Annotated in this window: 20 protein-coding genes; 11 read left to right on the forward strand and 9 right to left on the reverse strand. The window is 68.1% G+C overall.

Translation table 11 applies throughout. The annotated features are described in order from the left end of the window. Positions 1 to 350: 350 nt before the first annotated feature. Entirely contained in the window at positions 351 to 932 is a 582-nt protein-coding gene (locus KBZ13_RS03030) for an inorganic diphosphatase (RefSeq protein ID WP_255006077.1), read from the forward strand. Here KBZ13_RS03030 and KBZ13_RS03035 read toward each other — a convergent pair. Then, complete coding sequence (locus tag KBZ13_RS03035; RefSeq protein ID WP_255006080.1) at positions 865 to 1,551, reverse strand: class I SAM-dependent methyltransferase; 687 nt, start codon at positions 1,549 to 1,551, stop codon at positions 865 to 867. The two genes, KBZ13_RS03030 and KBZ13_RS03035, sit on opposite strands and share 68 nt — an antisense overlap. 117 nt (positions 1,552 to 1,668) lie before the next feature. Between KBZ13_RS03035 and KBZ13_RS03040 the strand changes: the two genes are divergently transcribed. Both KBZ13_RS03040 and KBZ13_RS03045 read left to right on the forward strand, forming a co-directional pair. Further along, positions 1,669 to 2,028 (forward strand): 2Fe-2S iron-sulfur cluster-binding protein, encoded by a 360-nt coding sequence (locus tag KBZ13_RS03040; RefSeq protein ID WP_255006082.1) that lies wholly within the window; start codon positions 1,669 to 1,671, stop codon positions 2,026 to 2,028. 7 nt (positions 2,029 to 2,035) lie between these two features. Continuing rightward, positions 2,036 to 2,431 carry a Spx/MgsR family RNA polymerase-binding regulatory protein gene (locus KBZ13_RS03045; RefSeq protein ID WP_255006089.1) on the forward strand — a complete coding sequence of 132 codons (396 nt, stop codon included), beginning with the start codon at positions 2,036 to 2,038 and terminating at the stop codon, positions 2,429 to 2,431. Here KBZ13_RS03045 and KBZ13_RS03050 read toward each other — a convergent pair. Then, positions 2,376 to 3,899 (reverse strand): hypothetical protein, encoded by a 1,524-nt coding sequence (locus KBZ13_RS03050; RefSeq protein WP_255006090.1) that lies wholly within the window; start codon positions 3,897 to 3,899, stop codon positions 2,376 to 2,378. The two genes, KBZ13_RS03045 and KBZ13_RS03050, sit on opposite strands and share 56 nt — an antisense overlap. 82 nt (positions 3,900 to 3,981) lie before the next feature. Between KBZ13_RS03050 and lepB the strand changes: the two genes are divergently transcribed. After that, entirely contained in the window at positions 3,982 to 4,746 is a 765-nt protein-coding gene (gene lepB / locus KBZ13_RS03055) for a signal peptidase I (RefSeq protein ID WP_261358802.1), read from the forward strand. Here lepB and KBZ13_RS03060 read toward each other — a convergent pair. Then, a complete protein-coding gene (locus tag KBZ13_RS03060) occupies positions 4,712 to 6,001 on the reverse strand; it encodes a dihydroorotase (RefSeq protein WP_255006091.1) in 1,290 nt (429 codons plus the stop codon). The genes lepB and KBZ13_RS03060 overlap by 35 nt on opposite strands. A gap of 24 nt (positions 6,002 to 6,025) precedes the next feature. Continuing rightward, positions 6,026 to 7,363, reverse strand: coding sequence for a histidine phosphatase family protein (locus tag KBZ13_RS03065; RefSeq protein ID WP_255006092.1), 1,338 nt, complete (start codon positions 7,361 to 7,363; stop codon positions 6,026 to 6,028). Between the two features lie 106 nt (positions 7,364 to 7,469). Between KBZ13_RS03065 and KBZ13_RS03070 the strand changes: the two genes are divergently transcribed. From KBZ13_RS03070 to KBZ13_RS03090, 5 genes are all read left to right on the forward strand, one after another. Beyond that, positions 7,470 to 8,885: a CPBP family intramembrane glutamic endopeptidase gene (locus KBZ13_RS03070; RefSeq protein ID WP_255006093.1), complete on the forward strand. Its 1,416-nt coding sequence runs from the start codon at positions 7,470 to 7,472 to the stop codon at positions 8,883 to 8,885. 102 nt (positions 8,886 to 8,987) lie between these two features. Next, the gene (locus tag KBZ13_RS03075) at positions 8,988 to 9,434 is read left to right on the forward strand and encodes a hypothetical protein (RefSeq protein ID WP_255006094.1); all 447 of its coding nucleotides are present in this window, start codon (positions 8,988 to 8,990) and stop codon (positions 9,432 to 9,434) included. Positions 9,435 to 9,437: 3 nt separating this feature from the next. Then, complete coding sequence (locus KBZ13_RS03080; protein WP_255006096.1) at positions 9,438 to 11,231, forward strand: peptidoglycan D,D-transpeptidase FtsI family protein; 1,794 nt, start codon at positions 9,438 to 9,440, stop codon at positions 11,229 to 11,231. 114 nt (positions 11,232 to 11,345) lie between these two features. Beyond that, positions 11,346 to 12,521: a transaldolase gene (locus KBZ13_RS03085; protein ID WP_255006098.1), complete on the forward strand. Its 1,176-nt coding sequence runs from the start codon at positions 11,346 to 11,348 to the stop codon at positions 12,519 to 12,521. 87 nt (positions 12,522 to 12,608) lie between these two features. Beyond that, positions 12,609 to 12,986: a Crp/Fnr family transcriptional regulator gene (locus KBZ13_RS03090; RefSeq protein WP_255006099.1), complete on the forward strand. Its 378-nt coding sequence runs from the start codon at positions 12,609 to 12,611 to the stop codon at positions 12,984 to 12,986. A 50-nt stretch (positions 12,987 to 13,036) separates the two neighbouring features. Here the strand turns inward: KBZ13_RS03090 and KBZ13_RS03095 are convergent, their stop codons facing one another. The 5 genes from KBZ13_RS03095 to KBZ13_RS03115 form a co-directional block, all read right to left on the reverse strand. Continuing rightward, positions 13,037 to 14,164: an NAD(P)/FAD-dependent oxidoreductase gene (locus KBZ13_RS03095; RefSeq protein WP_255006101.1), complete on the reverse strand. Its 1,128-nt coding sequence runs from the start codon at positions 14,162 to 14,164 to the stop codon at positions 13,037 to 13,039. Continuing rightward, positions 14,161 to 14,700, reverse strand: a complete 540-nt coding sequence (frr, locus tag KBZ13_RS03100) for a ribosome recycling factor (RefSeq protein WP_255006108.1) — start codon at positions 14,698 to 14,700, stop codon at positions 14,161 to 14,163. Before frr ends, KBZ13_RS03095 begins: the two co-directional genes overlap by 4 nt. A 27-nt stretch (positions 14,701 to 14,727) precedes the next feature. Next, positions 14,728 to 15,441: a UMP kinase gene (gene pyrH, locus KBZ13_RS03105; RefSeq protein WP_255006114.1), complete on the reverse strand. Its 714-nt coding sequence runs from the start codon at positions 15,439 to 15,441 to the stop codon at positions 14,728 to 14,730. Positions 15,442 to 15,541: 100 nt separating this feature from the next. Continuing rightward, complete coding sequence (gene cobO / locus KBZ13_RS03110; RefSeq protein ID WP_255006115.1) at positions 15,542 to 16,213, reverse strand: cob(I)yrinic acid a,c-diamide adenosyltransferase; 672 nt, start codon at positions 16,211 to 16,213, stop codon at positions 15,542 to 15,544. A gap of 9 nt (positions 16,214 to 16,222) precedes the next feature. Next, positions 16,223 to 17,455 carry a site-specific integrase gene (locus KBZ13_RS03115; protein ID WP_255006116.1) on the reverse strand — a complete coding sequence of 411 codons (1,233 nt, stop codon included), beginning with the start codon at positions 17,453 to 17,455 and terminating at the stop codon, positions 16,223 to 16,225. Positions 17,456 to 17,556: 101 nt separating this feature from the next. On the opposite strand from KBZ13_RS03115, the gene hemH reads away from it, so the two are divergent. Further along, positions 17,557 to 18,732: a ferrochelatase gene (gene hemH, locus KBZ13_RS03120; RefSeq protein WP_255006121.1), complete on the forward strand. Its 1,176-nt coding sequence runs from the start codon at positions 17,557 to 17,559 to the stop codon at positions 18,730 to 18,732. 5 nt (positions 18,733 to 18,737) lie between these two features. Further along, on the forward strand, positions 18,738 to 19,271 hold the full coding sequence (locus tag KBZ13_RS03125) for a M23 family metallopeptidase (protein WP_255006122.1): 534 nt from the start codon (positions 18,738 to 18,740) through the stop codon (positions 19,269 to 19,271). Positions 19,272 to 19,377 lie beyond the last annotated feature (106 nt).

Raw genomic sequence — 19,377 nt, forward strand, 5'->3', positions numbered from 1 at the left:
TTCGATCCGAGCATCGCAGGTCGGGGCTGCCCCCTCACCCTCGTCCATGGACTCCGACCCCCCACCCCGAACCGCCGCCAGTCACCCCTTCACCGACGACCCCACGGCAGCGGACACCGGAGAGGATCCCTTCAGTCAAAAACCATTTCAGGCCACCGGTTCCGCCCTGGCTGGGGTCTTGATCGCCCTTTTGGCCCTTGCCCTTCCGCTCGCGAGCGTGATGGGTGATCGGCCGCCCCGACTCGGCCTGGACGGCAGCGACGTCGAGCGGGACGGTTCTGGCAGTGGTGGGTCGAGAGTTAACGGAACCGAAAGTGGTGCTGTTCTCACCCTTCCGGCCAGCTTGAGCGATGGATCTCGAACGCCTGCCCCCCTCACCCGCCCCAGGGCTGGTGAATCTGGTGGTGGAGATTCCCGCCGGCAGCCGTAACAAGTACGAGTACATCCCCGAAGCCGGGGTGATGGCCCTTGATCGGGTGCTGCACTCCTCCGTGCGCTACCCGTTCGACTACGGGTTCGTCCCCAACACCCTGGCGGAGGACGGCGCTCCGCTCGATGCCATGGTGATCATGGAAGAGCCCACCTTCGCCGGCTGTCTGATCGTCGCCCGGCCCATCGGTGTGCTCGACATGATCGACAGCGGCCACCCCGACGGAAAGTTGCTCTGCGTGCCGGCGGCCGATCCGCGCCAGGACGGCATCCGCAGCATTCGCCAGATCGCCACCACCCAGCTGGAGGAGGTGGCGGAGTTCTTTCGCATCTACAAGAATCTGGAGGGCCGAACCACCACGATCCTCGGCTGGCAGAATTCAGACTGCGTCGCAGCCCTGTTGGAGCGGTGCATCAGGGCAGCCCAGGGGCCGCTCAGCGGCGACGCTGAAGCAGGAAACCCTCCACATCAAGGGCCTGGAAAATCCTCGCCGGATCACTGAAGCCGGCCGCGTTGACCAGAGCCGTGAGGCGGGCCAAGCCGATGGGGTGAAGGGCCTGGGTCAGGGGAGCCAGCTGTTCATCGCTGGCCAAGAGCCCACTGGCCCGCTGAAAGCCCAGCCAGGCGGCCTCCAGCTGCTCCTCCAGGCCACTGAGGGAGGAGCGCATCAGATCCACCAACACCAGTTGCCCCCCGGGTTGAAGGCTCTGGGCCAGGGCCGTGAGGAAGGCCAGCTTGCTGCCGTCGTCGGGGAGCGACTGGAGCACCAGCACCGAGAGGGCTCCGGCGAACCGTCCGTTTTCCTGCAGCGATTCCACCGTGCAGGGGCGCCATTCGATCGTGGGCGCATGGCTGAGCCGTTCCTGGGCCACCTGGAGCATGGCCGCCGAAGGGTCGATGGCCGTGAGCCGCCAGTCAGGACGCTGGGCCACCGCCTCCAGCAGCTCGGCGCCGGTGCCACAGCCGGCGACCAGCACTGCTGCGCCCTGCTGAGCGGCGCTGGGACCAGCGGCCAACAGCGCCACCGCCAGGCGCGCCAGGCTGGTGTAGCCAGGGATCAGTTGCTGCAGGATCAGGTCGTAGCCGGCCGTCTCCAGGGGTTCATCGGGGTGGGCGACCACGGCGGAGGGACAGCTGCGCCGATGCTAGGGAGCAGCTCCGCCAAGATCCGTTGCATGGGCGAAAAGCAGGCGCCAACCGACAGGTAGGTTGGACGGCGCCATGTCCCCCTATCGACAGTGCCCACCATCCGTTTCGAAAAGGAAGGCCAGCAGGTCGGCTGCATCGAGGGGGCCAATCTGCGCAAGGCCGCCCTGGACGCGGGCATCAACCCCTACAAGGGCCTGAACAACTTCAACAACTGCGGTGGTCTCGGCCAGTGCGGCACCTGTGTGATGGAGGTGCTCGAAGGTGAGCGCAACCTCTCCCCCCGCAGCGATGTCGAGCAGGTCTACCTCGCCGACCGGCCCTCCAACTACCGCCTCAGCTGCCGCACCACCGTCAATGGCGACGTCACCGTGCGCACCCGCCCCGACGCTGGGGTGGGCAAAGGCTCCAACAGCCTGGTGGGAGCCCTCAAAGCGCTGATCGGCAAGTAGCGGCGCCATGACCGCCCCAACGGCTCCGGTGCCGGGGAATGCCCTGCGCATCTACAGCTACGCGGCCTGCAGCACCTGCCGCAAAGCCCTGAAGTGGTTGCAGGAGCAGGGCATTGCCCACGAGGTGGTCGACATCACCAGCTCGCCGCCCTCCCTGGCGGAGTTGCGCCAGGCCCTGGCTTCGCTGGGAGATCGCCAGCGCCTGTTCAACACCAGCGGCCTGAGCTACCGCGCCCTCGGTGCCGCCACCGTCAGGTCACTGAGCGACGACGAGGCCCTGTCGGCCCTGGCCGCTGACGGCAAACTGATCAAGCGCCCCTTCGTGCTCACCTCAAACGGCGGGGCCCTCACGGGCTTTGATCCTCAGCGCTGGCAGGAGGCGTTTCACTCACCTGTGGCGTGAGGGTAAGTGCATCGAGCTCCTGCATCAGCTGCTCGATGCCCGCCCGGTTGATCTGGGCCAGGTAGGTCACCTTGAGGTTCTCCAGCAGCGCGCAGATCAACTGCTGGCTGCGCACCATTCCGCCACCCGACTCCAGGGCCAGGGCCAGTTCATCCCAGAAGCGATCGATCAGGTCCTGAATCTCGCGCACCTGCTGGTCGTCGGCCTGCTCCAGGCGCTGGCCAGTGCTGCGCGAGAGGCCGAGGAGGTTGTCAACAACCCCCGCCGCCAGTTGCCGGCTCAGCTCCTGCTCCACCTGCAGCAAGGGCTGAAGGCTGCGCAGGGCCGGTGGCAGCACCGTGGTGCGAAAGCTCTGCTGCAGAGCATGTCCGACGATCGCGCGAAGCTCCGGCGCCAGGCGCGGCGCCACCTGGGCGAGCACCAAGGGGCCCCAGATCCGCAGCAGTTCCACCACCTCCCACTCCTGCTGGGAGGGCACGCTCTGGTGGCTGCGCAGGGTGCGGATCCGATCGGGCCACTGGGGTGAACGAACCAGCTGCTGCATCCCATCGACCAGCTGCAACGCCAGCACCTCAAACAGCTCCACCGCCAGCAGGGCCACCACACCGCGGCTGAGCACCGCCCGCAGGGGCTCGAAGTTGACCAACCCGCTGGACTGCAGACGCTCGATCACCGACACCAGTCGCAGCGGCCGCCAGAAAGGCAGCAGCAGCGGCAGATCGGTCCAGCGCCGCAGGCAGGCCTGCCGCCAGCTCAGGCCAGGTAGGCGCCGGCGCAGGCGCACCAGGCGCATCAGGATGTCGAGCAGGAAGATCCACTGGAACAGCAGCAGGTCGATGCGCCAGAAGTGGTCGGTGGGGCGGCCGTTCTCATCGATCGAACGCCAGTAGTTGGTGGCCACCAGGGGCAACACCTCCTTGCGCCAGAACAGCCGTTCACCGCTCCAGGGGTGCTGCTGCAGCCAGGCGTCGCTGAGCAACCGCTCCGCCGAAGCCTTGGCGGAATCCAGATCAGCTCGCTGGCGCAGGCGGTTCTTGATCTTCTCCAGGGTTCCGGTGGCGCCAGAGGCCTGAAACGGGTTGGTGTCGATCAGGGCGCGGGTGAGCTCCAGCTGCTGGCGCCGCAAATCTGAGCGCTGGCGGGGATCCACTCCCGCCTGGGTCATCGCCCGATCGAGGGCCTCGAAGCGCACCAGAAAGGTGCGGGTCTCCCGGTGGGGCTCGATGCCCTTCACCGGGTCGTAGAGCGGCGTGACATCGGGCAGGACCGTCATGGGCAGCATCAGCGGCACCGACGGCAGGGGGTAGAGGTTGCGCTGCAGCCAGAAGGTGCGCAGGGGCACATAGCTGAGGTCGAAGCCCACAAAGATCAGGTTGACGGTGGCCCAGAGGGCCACGAAGCGGTCCCAGCCACGCCAGAGCGGCGCCGCTTCCGGGGGGACAGGATCGTGCCAGCGGGGCCGAACCATGGCGTCAGCACGGGAAGGCTCAGGCTAGGGAAGGCGCCCTGCCTAATCTCCAGCATTCACCGCGCCCCAGGAGCGCCAGCCCTTGACCGCCCAGGACCCCCAAGCCCCGCCGCCCCAAGCCACGCCAGCGGCGCCCGCACCCAAGGCTTCCGCCGAGAAACCGGAGGAGAGCGCCTGGGGGTTCTGGCGCAGCGTGGTGATGACCCTGGCGATCGCCCTGGGGGTTCGTCAATTCCTGCTCGAGGCCCGCTTCATCCCCTCCGGCTCGATGCTGCCCGGCCTGCAGATCCAGGACCGGCTGTTGGTGGAAAAGCTCAGCTACCGGCAGCGGGAGCCGCGGCGCGGAGAAATCGCGGTGTTCCACTCCCCGTACCACTTCGATCCAGCCCTCTCCGTCGACCACAAGGTGGGCCCCCTGCGCTGCCTGCTGGTGAACCTGCCTCTGGTGGGCGCCCTGCCGGGGATTCAGGAACCGGCCTGCGACGCCTACATCAAGCGCGTGATCGGCGTTCCCGGCGACCATGTGGTGGTGAACCCCAGGGGCGAGGTGAGCATCAACGGCCGGCGGCTGGTGGAGCCCTACGTCCAGAACTATTGCCCGGTGGACAACCAGGGCATGGGACCCTGCCGCCCGCTGAATGCGGTGGTGCCCAAGGGCCACGTGCTGATGCTCGGGGACAACCGCTCCAACAGCTGGGACGGACGGTTCTGGCCAGGGGGTCCGTTCGTGCCCCAGAGCGAGATCATCGGCCGCGCCTTCTACCGCTTCTTCCCCTTCAACGCCCTGGGTGATCTGGGGGCCCCCGATCCCCTCAAGGCAGCGGCCCCCGCCACAGGGAAGCCCTGAGACCTGTGGCCAGCACCTGGCCCCGCTGACGCTCGGCCGCCAGGGGCTCATTCGCCGCCAGGGGAGCCTCCAGGTCCGCTTGCGGGTCCCACTCCTGATCGGGATTGAACAGCAGCCAGCGGCGGCCGCCCAGTTCCAGCCGCTCCCCAGGCCGACCGAGCAGCCGGGAGGGTCCCCAGCTCAGGGCCTGCCACAGATCGTTCACGCTCCAGCCGCGGCCCACCACCAGCTCCCGCCAGAGCGCCGGAAGCACAAACCGGTGGCCGGCCACACCACTCTGGCGTTGGTCCACCGGCAGCAACTGCTCCTCCGCATCGAGGGGGTGGTGGTTCACCGCGACGGCGGTGAGCAGCCCTTCGGCCAGGGCCGCGATCAGCGCCTCCCGGTCGGACGGCGTGCCCAGGGAAGGCACCACATGCCAACCCTCGGCCACGGGATCGAGGCGGCCGCTGTCGGCCAGCAGATGCCACCAGCCGACGCTGGCCAGCGGCAGGTCAGCGCGCATGAATGCGGCGGCCTGCCGCAGCTGCCCCACGCCGGCGGCGGTGCTGAGGTTCATCAGCCGCAGGGGGCTGGCCTCCGGTAGCGCCTGGGCCGCCAGGGTGAGCAGGCTCTGCAACGGCAGGGTTTCACTCACCACCGGGTCGAGGGGCCAGCCGGCCCGCAGGGCCTCCACCCCCTCCCGCACGAAGCCCTGCTGGGTCAGCGAAGGGTCCCGGGGCGCGAGCAGCAGCGGCCGATCACCACCCTCCGCCAGGCGCAGGCCCCGCTCCAGCAGGGCCAGGGGCGGCAGGTCGCCGTCTTCGGCCAGACCGATCGCCCCGGCGGCCAGCTGGTCCCCATGGGGGGCCAACTCCTCACCCCGCCCGCCGCAGCTGAAGCTGCCCCAGAGCAGCAGTTCGAAAGGAGCGGCGGCGCTCAGCTGCAGGCGCTCGGGGCGGTCGCGCCAGCTGCGGGCCCGGGGCAGCAGGGCGACGGTGCCGTATCCCGCGGCGGCCGCCGAGCGCACCAGCGTGGCCAGCGTTTCAGCCCGGCCATTGATCGGATCCTCCAGCACGCTGTGGGGATCCACCAAGGCGGGGGCCAGCAGCCAGCCCTGGGCCTCCAGCGTTGGCAGACCCTCGCGCGCAGCCTGCTGACGAGCCTCGGCGCCGTAAGCGGCGATGGCACCGTCCCTGAGCAGCACGTCTTCGGAGCGCAGGGGCTGATCGGGCCCCTCCAGCAGCTGGACCTGGCGCAGAAAACGGGCGGACATCGGACCCCTGGGTGTGGTGACGATCTAGAGGGCGCCGGCGGCGGTGCGATCGATCACCCCCCCAAGATGGGCCGTCAGGTTGAGGGCGGCCACCAACGGCAGGCCTTTGGGGCCCTGGGGGTAATCAATCACCGTGACACCGCCGTTGCCCTGCTTGACCGCCCAGATGTCAGCCGGGGCCAGGCCCAGCAAGGCGCAGAGGATGGTCTTGTTGACTGCGTCATGGGCAATCACCAGGGCCGTTTCGCTGGGATCGAGTCCAGCGACGATGCGGTTCCAGGCCAGCAGTGAGCGGTCCCAGACCTGCTGGAGGTTCTCGCCCTCGGGCATCTGCACGGTGTGGGGCGCCCGCTTCCAGTCGGCCAGCAACGCCGGCCAGCCATCGGCGATCTCTTGCTCCAGCTGGCCTTCCCAGAGGCCATGGCCGATCTCCACCAGCGCTGGAACGCTGGTGAGCGGCACTCCCGGATGGGTCTTCAGGATCGCCTCGGCGGTCTGGCGCGGCCGAGCCATCGAACTGGTGTAGGCGCGCTGGAAGGACACCGGCTCAAGGAATCGGCCGGCCGCCTCGGCCTGGGCCCAGCCGTTGGCGTTGAGGGGGATGTCGATCTGGCCCTGGAAGCGCCCCTGGCGGTTCCAGTCGGTTTCCCCATGGCGCACCAACAACAGGCGCTGGCCGGCGCCCTTGGGGGGCAGGCCGGCCCCCAGGTGGGCGGTGCCGTTCAGCGACTCGATCTGCACCTGCAGCGGGCCCTCGGCGGAGCGCTCCAGGTTCAGCACCGAAATGGAGGCGTTGTCGACCCTTAACCGGCGCAGTTCGTTGGCGGAGCGCCCCAGCAGATGCAGCAGCAGGCAGCGCAGGATGGCGTTGTGGGCCACCACGAGCACGGTGCCGGTTGCCGAGCGATCGGCGTCATGGCGGGCCAGCAGGCCCTTGATGAAGCGTCCCGCCTGCTCCAGCAGCTCCGGAATCGGCCGATAGCGGCGGCCATCGGCGGCCTCCAGTTCCAGCTCACCGGGGGCGTGGAGCCACTGGTGAGCCTGCTCGGGGAAGCGCTCGTGCACCTCCTTGCTCAGCAGGCCGCTCCAGGGGGCCAGATCCACCTCCAGCAGGCCGTCGTCGAAGACGGGCTCCAGGCCACTGCCCTGCTCGGCCAGCAGATGACGTGCCGTGTCAGCGGCCCGGCTCAGCGGCGAGCTGTAGGCCGCCGTCAGGGACAACTCCTTGAGCGCGGCGCCGGTGGCCCGGGCCTGGCGCACCCCCTCCTCGGTGAGGTCGGAAAGGTCGTCACGACCCTGAATGCGGTGCTCCAGGTTGAAGCTGCTCAGCCCATGGCGAACCAGCACAATCCTCAGGGGCACAGGGATTCAACCGTCGGGGCCGTCATCGTATGGGAAAGGCCCCAACCTGAGCGCCGCCGGCCGATCCCGCCCGCAGGGAGAATCGATCGATTGCAGGGCGCCACGGGTGACAACGAGCAGCAGCCGGCCCCGTTCGCAGCCCTGGAAGGTTGGCCTCGCCCTGCTCAGCCTGCTGCTCAGCCTGCTGCTCTGGGTCAATGGGCTGCTCGACAGCCTGCAGCGGCCGTCCGTGGGCAACGCCCTCAGCCAGCGTCAACTGGAGCTGGCGATCCTGGCGGCCCCCCAATTGCCAGACAACCTGAGGACAGCCCTGGTGGGCACGGCCCCGGAGCGGCAACTTCTCGATGAACTGAATCGCCAGGCCACGGGCACAAGCGAAGCGGGCGTACCCGAGACGGGCGCCAAGCTGCTGGAGCGGGGACTGCTGGAGGGCAGCCTCGGGCACAGGGACGCGGCCCGGACGCTGTTTCTCAAACTCCAACAGGCCGGCCCAGCGCCCGATCAGTCCGTTCTTGTGGAGAAACTGCTGGCCTCCGAGGCGCTGCCGCAGGAGCAGGCCCAGACCCTTAGCTTCCCCCTGGCCGGCCAACCGCTGCTACGCCAGTGGGCCTGCCGGCAACTAATGAATGCAGGGCCTGGGGATCCTGCGTCAGGGTGCCGAGATGGTTCTGCAGAACGCAGGGCGGCCCTGCAGTTGCTGGCGGTGAACGTGCTGCCTGCCATCGCCCTGCTGGCCGGCCTGATGCTGCTCGTGCGCGAGCTGTGGCTGCGCTGGCGGGGCAAAGCGCTGGCGGCGGCAGCCCTGGTGGCCCCCCCACTCAACCTGGTGGATGTCACCTTGTTGGTGGCCGGTGGCTTCGTGGTGCTGGGGGATCTGGTCACCCCCCTGGTGATCCGCCAGCCCACGGACGCCCTGCTCAAGGCCCTGCAGGTCGGATCACCGCTGTCCTCAGGGATCTCGGTGGTGATCTTCTACCTGGGGCTGATGGTCTGCCCGCTGCTGATCCTGGCGTTGATGCTGCGGCAACAGGCACCCCCCGAAGGCGGTTGGCTGCAGTTTCGCTGGCAGCCCCTGGGGCTGAACCTCAGGCGAGCCCTCAAGGGCTTTTTGATCGTGCTGCCGCTGGTGAGCCTGGTGGGTTGGCTGCAGAGCCAGCTGCTGGGTGACCCCGGCGGCAGCAACCCCCTGCTGGAACTGGTGCTCGAAAGCGACAGCCTGCCGACCCTGCTCTGCTTCGCCCTGACCGCCGTCGTGCTGGCCCCCCTGTTCGAGGAAACGATCTTCCGGGGCGTGCTGCTGCCCGTGCTCGGCCGGGAACTCGGTGCGGTCTGGGGGGTCGTGGTCAGCAGCCTGGTGTTCGGCATCGCCCACCTCAGCCTGGGGGAACTACCTCCACTGTTCGTCCTGGGGCTGGGGCTGGGTTGGCTGCGCTGGAGCAGCGGTCGCCTGGGGGCCTGTGTGCTGATGCACGCCCTCTGGAATGGCGTCACCTTCGCCAACCTGGTGCTGCTGGGCAATTGAACAGCTGGGCCAACCACCAGACCTGCGGCGCTCGGATCCAATTCTGTGCCTTGCTGCACCATTGGTGGCGTGGTTCACTGGCGCAGTCACTGTTCAGGCACCTTGGTCGCCGCTCCCTCCCAACGGTTTCCCTCCCAGGCACCCAGCAAGGGGCGACGGTCCCTGGAACTGATCCAGGGGTCGCTCTCGGCCAACAAGGTGGCCCGGCAGGCCCCCTGGCTGGCGGGACTGCATCGGGTGGCCGACGGGGCCCTGGCGGGGCTGGGCCTGAGCATGGTCGGCCTGGCGGGTCTCTCGCTTCACTGGCAGACCCAGTGGACCCAGTCTTACCAACGCTTCGAGGCAACCCAGGTGCTTGAGCACCGTCTTCAGGAATCAGCGGCGGTGCTGGAGCAGCACCACCTCGGGGCCGCCCACCGCCCCGGTCTGCTGGTGCCCACCAGCACCGAGAAACTCGTCTATCTCAACACCCCCAAGCCGCGGCCCACGAGCCCGATGTCCTCTCTGCTGGCGGGCATCAGCACCCGCCAGGTGCTGCCTGGTTACTGAACCTTGACCAACGTTCAGCGGCGCGTCGTCGATCTCCACAGCGTTCCGGCCGGCCGTCTGCTGGCGGTGTATCTGGTGCTGGCTGCGGGCCTGGCGGGCCTGGCGGTGCGCCTGGCCTGGGTGCAGATCGTTCAGGGCCCCAAGCTCGAGGCCCGCGCCCGGGCGATCCAGACCCAGAAGGTCACGCCGATCGGCAAGCGCCGCACGATCGTCGATCGCGAAGGCCGCCTGGTGGCCCTCGACGAGGAGCGCTTCGTTCTCTGGGCCCATCCGCGCTACTTCAACTTCCCCGGCGATGACCCCAACGGGGTTCGCCGCCCCGAGGAGGTGGCCGCCAAGCTGGCTGCGGTGCTGGCGGTGCCCAAAGACAAGCTTCTCAGCACCATCGGTACGCGCCGTACCGGGGTGAAACTGGCCTCCGATCTGGACCCGGAAACGGCCCACCGGGTCAGGAGCCTGGGCATCAGCGGCCTCGATCTGGAAGCGTTCCCGCAGCGGATCTACCCCCAGGGCAGCCTGTTCGCGAACGTGGTGGGTTTTCTGAACCAGGAGCGGGTTCCCCAGGCGGGCCTGGAGCAGAGCCGCGACAGCGATCTCAAACGCCACGAATCGTCCCGCTCCATGCGCCGGGGCGCCGATGGCACTCCGCTTCCCGATGGGCTGCAGGCGGGGGTGCTCTACGGCGACGACCTGCGCCTCCAGCTCACCTTGGATGCCCGGCTCCAGCAGGTGGCCCAGGCCGCCCTGGCCAAGCAGGTCAAGCAATGGAACGCCAAGAAGGGCGTTGCCCTGGTGATGGACGTGCGCAACGGCGAGATGCTCGCGCTCGCCTCGGTGCCGAGTTATAACCCCAACCGCTTCTGGACGTACTCGCCATCGCTGTTCAGGGAGTGGTCGGTGCAGGACCTCTACGAACCCGGATCCACCTTCAAGCCGATCAATCTGGCCCTGGCCCTGCAGGAGGGGGCGATCGATCCGGGCGGCACCGTCACCGACAACGGATCACTCACCATCGGCGGCTGGCCGATCTACAACCACGACAAACGGGCCAACGGGGTGATGGATTTCCCGACCGTGCTGCAGGTGTCCAGCAACGTCGGGATGGTGCAGGCCATGCGCCACGTCAAGCCAAGCCATTTCTGGGCCTGGCTGCACAAATTCGGCATCGACACGGTGCCCGACACCGACCTGCCCGGGGCGGTGGCCGGTCAGCTCAAGAGCAAAAGTGATTTCGTCAGCCAGCCGATCGAACCTGCCACGGCAGCCTTCGGCCAGGGCTTCTCCCTCACCCCGCTCAAGCTGCTGCAGCTCCACGCCATGCTGGCCAACGGCGGTCGCCTGGTGAGCCCCCACATCACCCGTGGCCTGCGCTCCGGCGAAGGCCTGGCGGGCCCGGCACCCGAGGGCGGCCTGCAACTGATCAAGCCCCAGGTGGCGCTCACGGTGCTCCACTGGATGGAAACGGTGGTCCAGAAGGGCAGCGGCAAGGGCATCCGCATCCCCGGTTACCGCATCGGCGGCAAGACCGGCACCGCCCAGAAAGCGCTCAATGGCGTCTACATCCCCGGCGCGCGCATCTGCAGCTTCGTGGCCCATCTGCCGATCGAGGATCCCCGCTTCGTGGTGCTGGTGGTGGTGGATGAGCCCCAGGGGGGCAATGCCTACGGCTCCACCGTTGCCGTGCCCGTGGCCAAACAGATCGTCGAAGCCCTGCTGGTGCTGGAGAAGATCCCCCCCAGCCCCGTGCTGAACGGGGGCAAGACCGCGGCCGCAGCCAAGGCCAGGCCCACCGGCTGAGCCTCCGCGCCACCAGGTGCGGGAACCCTCAAACAGGCCCCTTCTCCAGGCGGTCTGAAGGTGGTGGCCCCGGCGGGCTGGCTACGGTGGTTCGAACTGAGCCAGCCCACTTCCATGGCCAACCTGCTGGACCAGCTCGCCGCCATCACCGTGGTGGTCGCCGACACCGGCGAGCTCGACGCGATCAAGCAGTTCACGCCCCGGGATGCCACCACCAACCCCTCGCTGATCCTGGCGGCGGCCCAGATCCCTGCCTACCAGCCCCTGATCGATGACGCCCTGCGCTCGGCCCGGGCCGTGATCGGGCCCGAGGCCCCGGCCGAAGCGGTGGTGCTCGAAGCCCTCGATGAGATCTGTGTGATCTTCGGCCGCGAGATTCTCAAGATCGTTCCCGGCCGGGTGTCCACCGAGGTGGACGCCAGGCTCAGCTACGACACCGAGGGCAGCATCGCCAAGGCCCGCAAGCTCATCGGCCTCTACCGCGAGGCGGGCATCGGCTGCGACCGGGTGCTGATCAAAGTGGCCTCCACCTGGGAAGGCATTCAGGCCGCCCAGCAGCTGGAGAAGGAAGGCATCCACTGCAACCTCACCCTGCTGTTCAACTTCGCCCAGGCGGTGGCCTGCGCTGAGGCCGGCGTCACCTTGATCTCCCCCTTCGTGGGTCGCATCCTCGACTGGTACAAGGCCTCCACCGGCCGGGATCACTACCCCGGCAACGAAGACCCCGGTGTGGTGTCGGTGACCCGGATCTTCAACTACTTCAAGACCCACGGGTATGGCACGGAGGTGATGGGGGCCAGCTTCCGCAACATCGAGGAGATCCTCGAACTCGCAGGCTGCGACCTGCTCACCATTTCCCCGAAGCTGCTCGATCAGCTGCGCTCCAGCGAAGGGGTGCTGGAGCGCAAGCTCGATGGGCTCAATCCCGCCCCCAGCGAAGCGCGCGTGCATCTCGACAGAGCGGCCTTCGACGCGGCCATGGCCGCCGATGCCATGGCCCACGAAAAACTCGACGAGGGGATCCGCGGATTCTGCAAGGCGATCGAAACCCTCGAAGCCCAGCTGGCCCACCGCCTGGCGGAACTGGAGGGGGCCTCCGCCTTCACCCATGCGGCCCAGGAGATCTTCCTGCTCAACGACCTCGATGGCGACGGCTGCATCACCCGCGAGGAGTGGCTGGGGAGCGATGCGGTGTTCGATGCCCTCGACACCGACCATGATGGTCGCCTGGTGCCAGACGACGTGCGCGGGGGGCTCGGGGCCGCCCTGGCCCTGGCCCAGAGCTCCTGAGCCTCCAGAGGCCCCCAACCAGTCCGGGGTTCATCTGGGCTTAACCACCGTGCGCAAGAGTGATTTGGATCTTCCGACCCGTCTGCCGTGAATGCTCTCGACACCATGCGATCCCTCGCCAGCCAGGGCGAGGTGCGTGACATCGAGGCCGGCGAGGTGATCTTCCGGGCCGGGGAACAGGGGGACTGCATGTTCGGCCTGCTGGAGGGCACGGTGGAGCTGACCTGGAACGGCGATGCGGGCCATGAGCAGATCAAGGCAGGTGATGTGTTCGGTGCCGGCGCCCTGGTGACCCATGACCACCGCCGCTACGGCAACGCCCGGGCCCTCAGCCGCTCGCGCATCCTGGTGATGAATCGGGAGAAGTTCCTGTTCGCGGTCCAGGAGGCCCCCATGTTCGCCATCGAGCTGCTGGCTTCCATCGACGAACGCCTGCGCCAGCTCAAGGACGCCGTCAGGGTCTGAGCCACTCGCTACCGGCTGTTGAGCAGACAAGCTGTTACTTAAACAAAAAACTAGGCGCCCTTGAACAGCAGGCGCCGGATCACCCGCTGGGCGATGTCGCCATAGCCCATCTCTCCCGAGAGGATCTGGGCGATGCGCTGGGGGGCGGTGGGGCGCTTGATCCCCAGCTGATAGCCCACACTCGGGAACCGGTAGAACACCTGGGCGATGCGGCGTCCCCAGGCCATCGAATCGCCCCATTCCGTGCGCATCGTGGCGCTGTAGCTCGCCAGGGCCCGCGCCTCGCCCCCAAGCCAGCGATCAAGAGCTTCAGCGGCGCGGGTGCCACTGAGCAGCGCCGGGCGCAGACCTTCCGCCAGGAACGGATCCGCCAGGGAGGCCGCATCGCCCACCGCCACCACCCCAGGACCATGGAGGGCGTGATGACCATCCCAGATGCGCAGCGGAGCGGTACGGAGCGCGCCTGCATCGGCGCTCAACCCCAGGGCCGGCAACAGCCGCTCGAGCACCGCCTCGACCTGCAGCGGTTCGCGGCCGATGAAGGAGCCCACACCGATGCTGGTGCCGCCCTGGCGCGGGAAGGCCCAGCAGAAGCCATGGCGCACCAGGCCGAATTCGAACCGGGCCGTGTCCGGCTCCAGCTGGTCCCCCTCCACATCCACCGCCACGGCCTGGGCAAATCGGGGCCGGGCGGGCCCCAGTCCCAGGGAGGTGGCGAAGCGAGAGGATGAGCCATCGGCCACCACGAGTGCCCGGGCGTTCAGCTGGCGGCCGAGTGATGTGCCCACACTCCAACCCTCGCCGTCGCGTTCCACGGACTCCACGGTGCAGCCTTGCTCCAATTCGGCTCCTGAGGCCACCGCCTGGCTGCTCAAGAAGGCATCGAGCACCGAGCGACGCACGATCCAGAACGGGGAACTGCCCGGCAGCTCAGCGGTGACCGGATCCTCCAGACACCAGGTGAAGCGCACCTTCTCGATCACCCGATCCACCGCCGGGGCGAGATCGAAGGGGAACCAGCGCTGCACCGAGGCGGCCATGCCACCCCCGCACGGCTTGCTCCGCGGCAGCCGCTCCCTCTCCAGCAGCAACACCGAACGGCCCCGCTGGGCGAGGTGGAACGCGGTGGCGGCACCGGCGGCACCGGCGCCGATCACGATCACATCGGCGTGGCTCAAACCTTGAGGATGTCGGCTTCCTTCTCAGCGAGATGCTTCTCGAGCTGGGCGATGAAGCGATCGGTGAGCTTCTGCACCTTGTCCTGCTCATCGCGGCTCTGATCTTCTGAGAGCTCAGCCTCCTTTTCGCTGCGCTTGATCCTGTCGATGGCGTCGCGACGGATGTTGCGCAGGCCCACCTTGCCCTCCTCTGCGTACTTGGCGGCCAACTTGCAGAACTCCTTGCGCCGTTCTGCTGTCAGTGGCGGAATGTTGATGCGGATCACCCGGCCATCGTTGTTGGGGGTGAGGCCGAGATCACTGGTGGCGATCGCCTTCTCGATCAGGGCCATGGAGCCCGCATCGAAGGGCTGGATCTGAAGGGTCTGGGCGTCGGGGGTGGAGAGGGTCGCCAATGACTTCAGCGGCGTATCGGCCCCGTAGTACTCAACGCTGATCTTGTCGAGCAGAGCGGGGTTGGCGCGGCCGGTGCGGATCGAATTGAACGTACGCAGGGTGGATTCCAGCGACTTCTGCATGCTGGCTTCGAGATCCATGGCAGGGGGCTCAGGGGCGAGGAGGGCTCAGGTGGAGGGGGTGATGCGGGTGCCGATCGGTTCACCCGCGACGACCCGGCCGATGTTGCCGGGGCCGAACAGGTCGAACACGACGATCGGGATGTCGTTGTCCTTGCAGAGGGCGATGGCGGTGCTGTCCATCACCTCAAGCTCCCCACTCAGCACCTGCTGAAAGGTGAGGGTGTCGTAGCGCACGGCATCGGCGTGCTTGGCGGGATCCTTGTCGTAGACGCCATCGACCTTGGTGGCCTTGAAGACCACCTCGGCGTTGATCTCGGCGGCGCGCAGGGCGGCGGTGGTGTCGGTGGTGAAAAAGGGGTTCCCGCAACCGGCCCCGAACACCACCACGCGGCCCTTTTCCAGGTGCCGAATCGCCTTGCGGCGGATGTAGGGCTCGGCCACCTCCTGCATGGCAATCGCGGTCTGCACCCTCGTGGGCACCCCCGCCCTCTCCAGGGCGTCCTGGAGGCTGATGGCGTTCATCACCGTGGCCAGCATGCCGACGTAATCGGCGGTGGCGCGGTCCATGCCGGCGGCGGAACCCTTGAGGCCCCGGAAGATGTTGCCGCCACCCACCACGATCGCCACCTCCGTGCCGGCGGCCACCACGGCGGCCACATCGGCGGCAATCCACTGGACGATGGCCGGATCGATGCCGTAACCCTGCTCGCCCATCAGCGCTTCGCCGCTGAGTTTGAGAAGGACACGCCGATAAGCCATCCGGTTCAGCGCTCGTCATCTGCGTTCGGGCGCAGAGTAGCAAGCAGCCAACGCCTGCCCCCAGCAGAGATTCCACCGCCAGCGATGGCCCTTCGATGCCCTAGTACTCGATACCGGCCTGGGCCTTCACCCCCTGCTCCCGGAACGGGTGGCGCAGCAGCTTCATCTCGGTCACCAGATCGGCCCGCTCCACCAGGGCCGGAGGGGCGCCGCGGCCCGTGAGCGCCACATGGGTGAGGGGCGGCCGCTGATCGAGGCCCGCCAGCAGCTGCTCCAGACCCAAGTAGCCCAGTTTGAGGGCCACGTTCACCTCATCGAGCACCACCAGCTTGCGCTCCGGATCGGCAAGGTGCCGCAGTGATTCGGCCCAGGCCTCCTGCACCAGCTGGCGGTCCCGCTCCCGGTCCTGGGTCTCCCAGGTGAAGCCTTCCCCCAGGGCCTGCCAGTGCAGGGCCTCGCCGAACACCGCCAGGGCCTTGGCCTCACCTGGCAGCCAGCCCCCCTTGATGAACTGGATCACCGCCACCCGCTGCCCATGGCCGAGGGCGCGCAGCACCAGGCCGAGGGCCGCGGTGGTCTTGCCCTTGCCCTCGCCGGTGAACACCAGCACCAGCCCCTTCTCCAGGTTGCGCTCCCCCACCCGCTGGCTCTGCACCTCGCGGCGGCGCTCCATGCGCCGGCGGTAACCCTCGGCATCGGCTTCGGGGGCCAGGGCTCCGCCCGGGCCGATCTCACCGGCCAGCTGGTCGAGATCGGAGGGCGTTTCGTTCATCGGATGGCTTCAGTCGTTCGCTGCACTCTGGCGCTGGCGGGAAAGGGCTGCGTCCACCGCCTGCTGCTGGTCGCGGCGGGTGATCCAGTGGTGGTAGGTCCGGGTGTGGATCGCCACTGAGTGGCCCATCATCCGGGCTGCCACCGTGTCAGGCAGACCGATGTGGATGGTGCGCACGGCCCAGGCGTGACGCAGGTCGTAGGGGGTGATCGGCAGCCCATAGCGGCGGAACTGTTCGGCCACCCGCCGGCCCACCTGCTGCAGGGTGGTGCGTGCCAGGTCGGTGCAGACGGGCGGCAGGGCGCCGGCCTCCATCCCCAGGCGGGGCAGATCGAAGTGCTCCACCCAGGCGGGCTGGAAGGGCCACACCTGGTGTTCACCGGTCTTGCTGGTGGGCAGCACCCGCAGGACCCGATCGCCACCGGGCGCCAAGGCGGAACAATCGCAGAAAAACAATTCATGGTTGCGCAGGCCGTAGGTGGCCATCAGCCCGTAGGCCAGGCGCCATTGGGGGTTGGGGATGCGCTCCAGCAGCCCCAGGATCAGGGCGTCACTGGGGAGCTGGCGGAACTGGGCCCGATGCAGGCCGTAGCCCCCCGCCCGCTGGCTCCAGTCGGCCGGCAACTCCAGCCCAAGGAAGCGGGCCAGGGCCGCCAGGGCGATGCCGCACTGCTGGCGGCTGCGGCTGGCGGAGCCATAGCTCTCCAGCACCTGCAGCAGCAGATTCAGATCGAGGGGGCGTTCACCGGCCTGGGCCTCGAGCCGGCGCAGGTAGGGCAGGTAGGCGCTGCGCCAGGTGGTGTGGGTGCCGGCGCGGTTTCGGCGGCGGCGGGCCTCGGCGTGGAAGCTGCCGGCGAAGGCGTCGAGGACGGGCTGCACAAACGCGCCTGCGCCAACGGGTTCAGACAGACCAGTAGCCCGCGGGGCGGCCGGTGAGCCCCCTCCCACGACCGGCGCCGCCGCCAACCCATTGCTCTGGCCCCACTCCGACCATTGGAAACGCTGCTGCTGCAGCTGTTGCACCAGCTTGCGCAACTGCTGCTGGGCCTGACGCAGGCCGCTCTCGTCGGCCGGCAAGCCAAGGCTGATGCGCTGCACCGGATGGCGGCCGCTGCCCCGGCGGCAGGGCAGGGGGCCGCGCAGGCCCAGCCGCTGGCCGCGCAGCTCCAGTCGCAAGGACAATCCCCCCGCCGCCAGCAGGGCGTTCTGCTCGCGGATCAGCGGCTCGATCGAGGCGGACACCGGCGCATCGAAAGGGCGCCTCGACCCTATCGAGCCACATCGGAAGCGGCCAGGGGCGCGGCGGCAGCGTTACGCTCGGCGCACTCCCCACCCCCCCGGGCATGGCCAAGGTCGGCGTGCTGCTGCTGAACCTCGGCGGTCCAGAGCGCATTCAGGACGTGGGTCCGTTCCTCTACAACCTGTTCGCCGATCCGGAGATCATCCGGCTGCCCACACCGCTGCTGCAGAAGCCCCTGGCCTGGCTGATCAGCACCCTGCGCAGCAGCAAGTCCCAAGAGGCCTACAAGGCGATCGGCGGTGGATCCCCCCTGCGGCGCATCACCGAACAGCAGGCACGGGAACTCCAAAGCGAACTGCGCTCCCGCGATGTGGAGGCCACTACCTATGTGGCCATGCGCTACTGGCACCCGTTCACCGAGTCGGCCGTGTCCGATATCAAGGCCGACCACATGGACGAGGTGGTGGTGCTGCCGCTCTACCCCCACTTCTCGATCAGCACCAGCGGCTCCAGCTTCAGGGAGCTGCAACGGCTGCGCCAGGTGGATCCGGCCTTCTCACGGCTGCCGATCCGCTGCATCCGCAGCTGGTACGACCACCCCGGCTATGTCGGCGCGATGGCTGAGCTGATCTCCCGTCAACTGGAAGGCTGCGCGGATCCCAGCACCGCCCACATCTTCTTCAGTGCCCACGGGGTGCCCAAGAGCTACGTGGAGGAAGCGGGCGACCCCTACCAGAAAGAGATTGAGGGCTGCACAGAGCTGATCATGGCCAGGCTCGAAACCGAGCTGGGCCGCCGCAATCCTTTCACCCTGGCCTACCAGAGCCGCGTGGGCCCCGTGGAATGGCTCAAGCCCTACACCGATGAGGCCCTGGTTCGGCTGGGGGAGGCGGGAGTCAAGGAGCTGGTGGTGGTGCCGATCAGCTTCGTGAGTGAGCACATCGAAACCCTCGAGGAAATCGACATCGAATACCGGGAGATCGCCACAGAGGCAGGGATCACCAACTTCCAGCGGGTGCCCGCCCTCGATGTGACCCCCAGCTTCATCCGCGGGCTGGCGGATCTGGTGCAGGAGTCACTGGACGGTCCGGAGGTGAACCTGGACCAGGCGGCCCAGCTGCCCAACCGGGTGAAGCTCTATCCCCAGGAGAAGTGGTCGTGGGGATGGAGCAACAGCTCCGAAGTCTGGAACGGCCGTCTGGCCATGGTCGGCTTCTCGGCTTTCCTGCTCGAACTGATCAGCGGCAAGGGGCCCTTGCACGCCATCGGTCTGCTTTGAAAGCAATGGTTCGCCTGCGCCCCTTCCAGCTGATGGCCGTCCTGGTGCTGGCCCAGGTGCCCCTGGCCGTGGCCCCGGCCGGGGCCAACCCTGCCTGGAACAGAGGGGTGTTCCCGGTGACCCGTTTCCTCGGCTATACAAGCCATTACGGAACCCGCACCGGTCCGAGCGGCTCGAGGGAACCCCACAACGGCCTGGACATCGCCGCCCCCATGGGCTCCCCGATCCGCAACTGGTGGAGTGGAACCGTCAGTGATCTGATCAGCGACGGTGCCTGCGGCATCGGCCTGGTGATCCGTTCCGGGGACTACGAGCACATCTACTGCCATCTGTCCGGCTCGGTCAGCGGCGGCTGGTATCGCAGCGGATCCCTTGCGCTTTATGAGGGCCAGCGGGTGCGGGCCGGCGAGGAGATTGCCCATGTGGGCATGAGCGGCCGGACCACAGGCCCCCATCTGCACTGGGGCATCCGTTACCGCGGCGAGTGGCTCAACCCCGGTGTGATCCTCAAGGCGATGGTGCTCAGTCGGCGCCGTTGAGCCAGCCACAGGTCCCGGTGAACCGCTTGGCGGACGAACGATCCGCAGCCCCCATCCACCAGCGCCTTGACCGAGCCTTAGTCTGGGTCGATCTCACCGACTGGGT

The organism is Cyanobium sp. ATX 6F1 (genome assembly GCF_024346315.1).
Classification (GTDB): Bacteria; Cyanobacteriota; Cyanobacteriia; order PCC-6307; family Cyanobiaceae; genus ATX-6F1.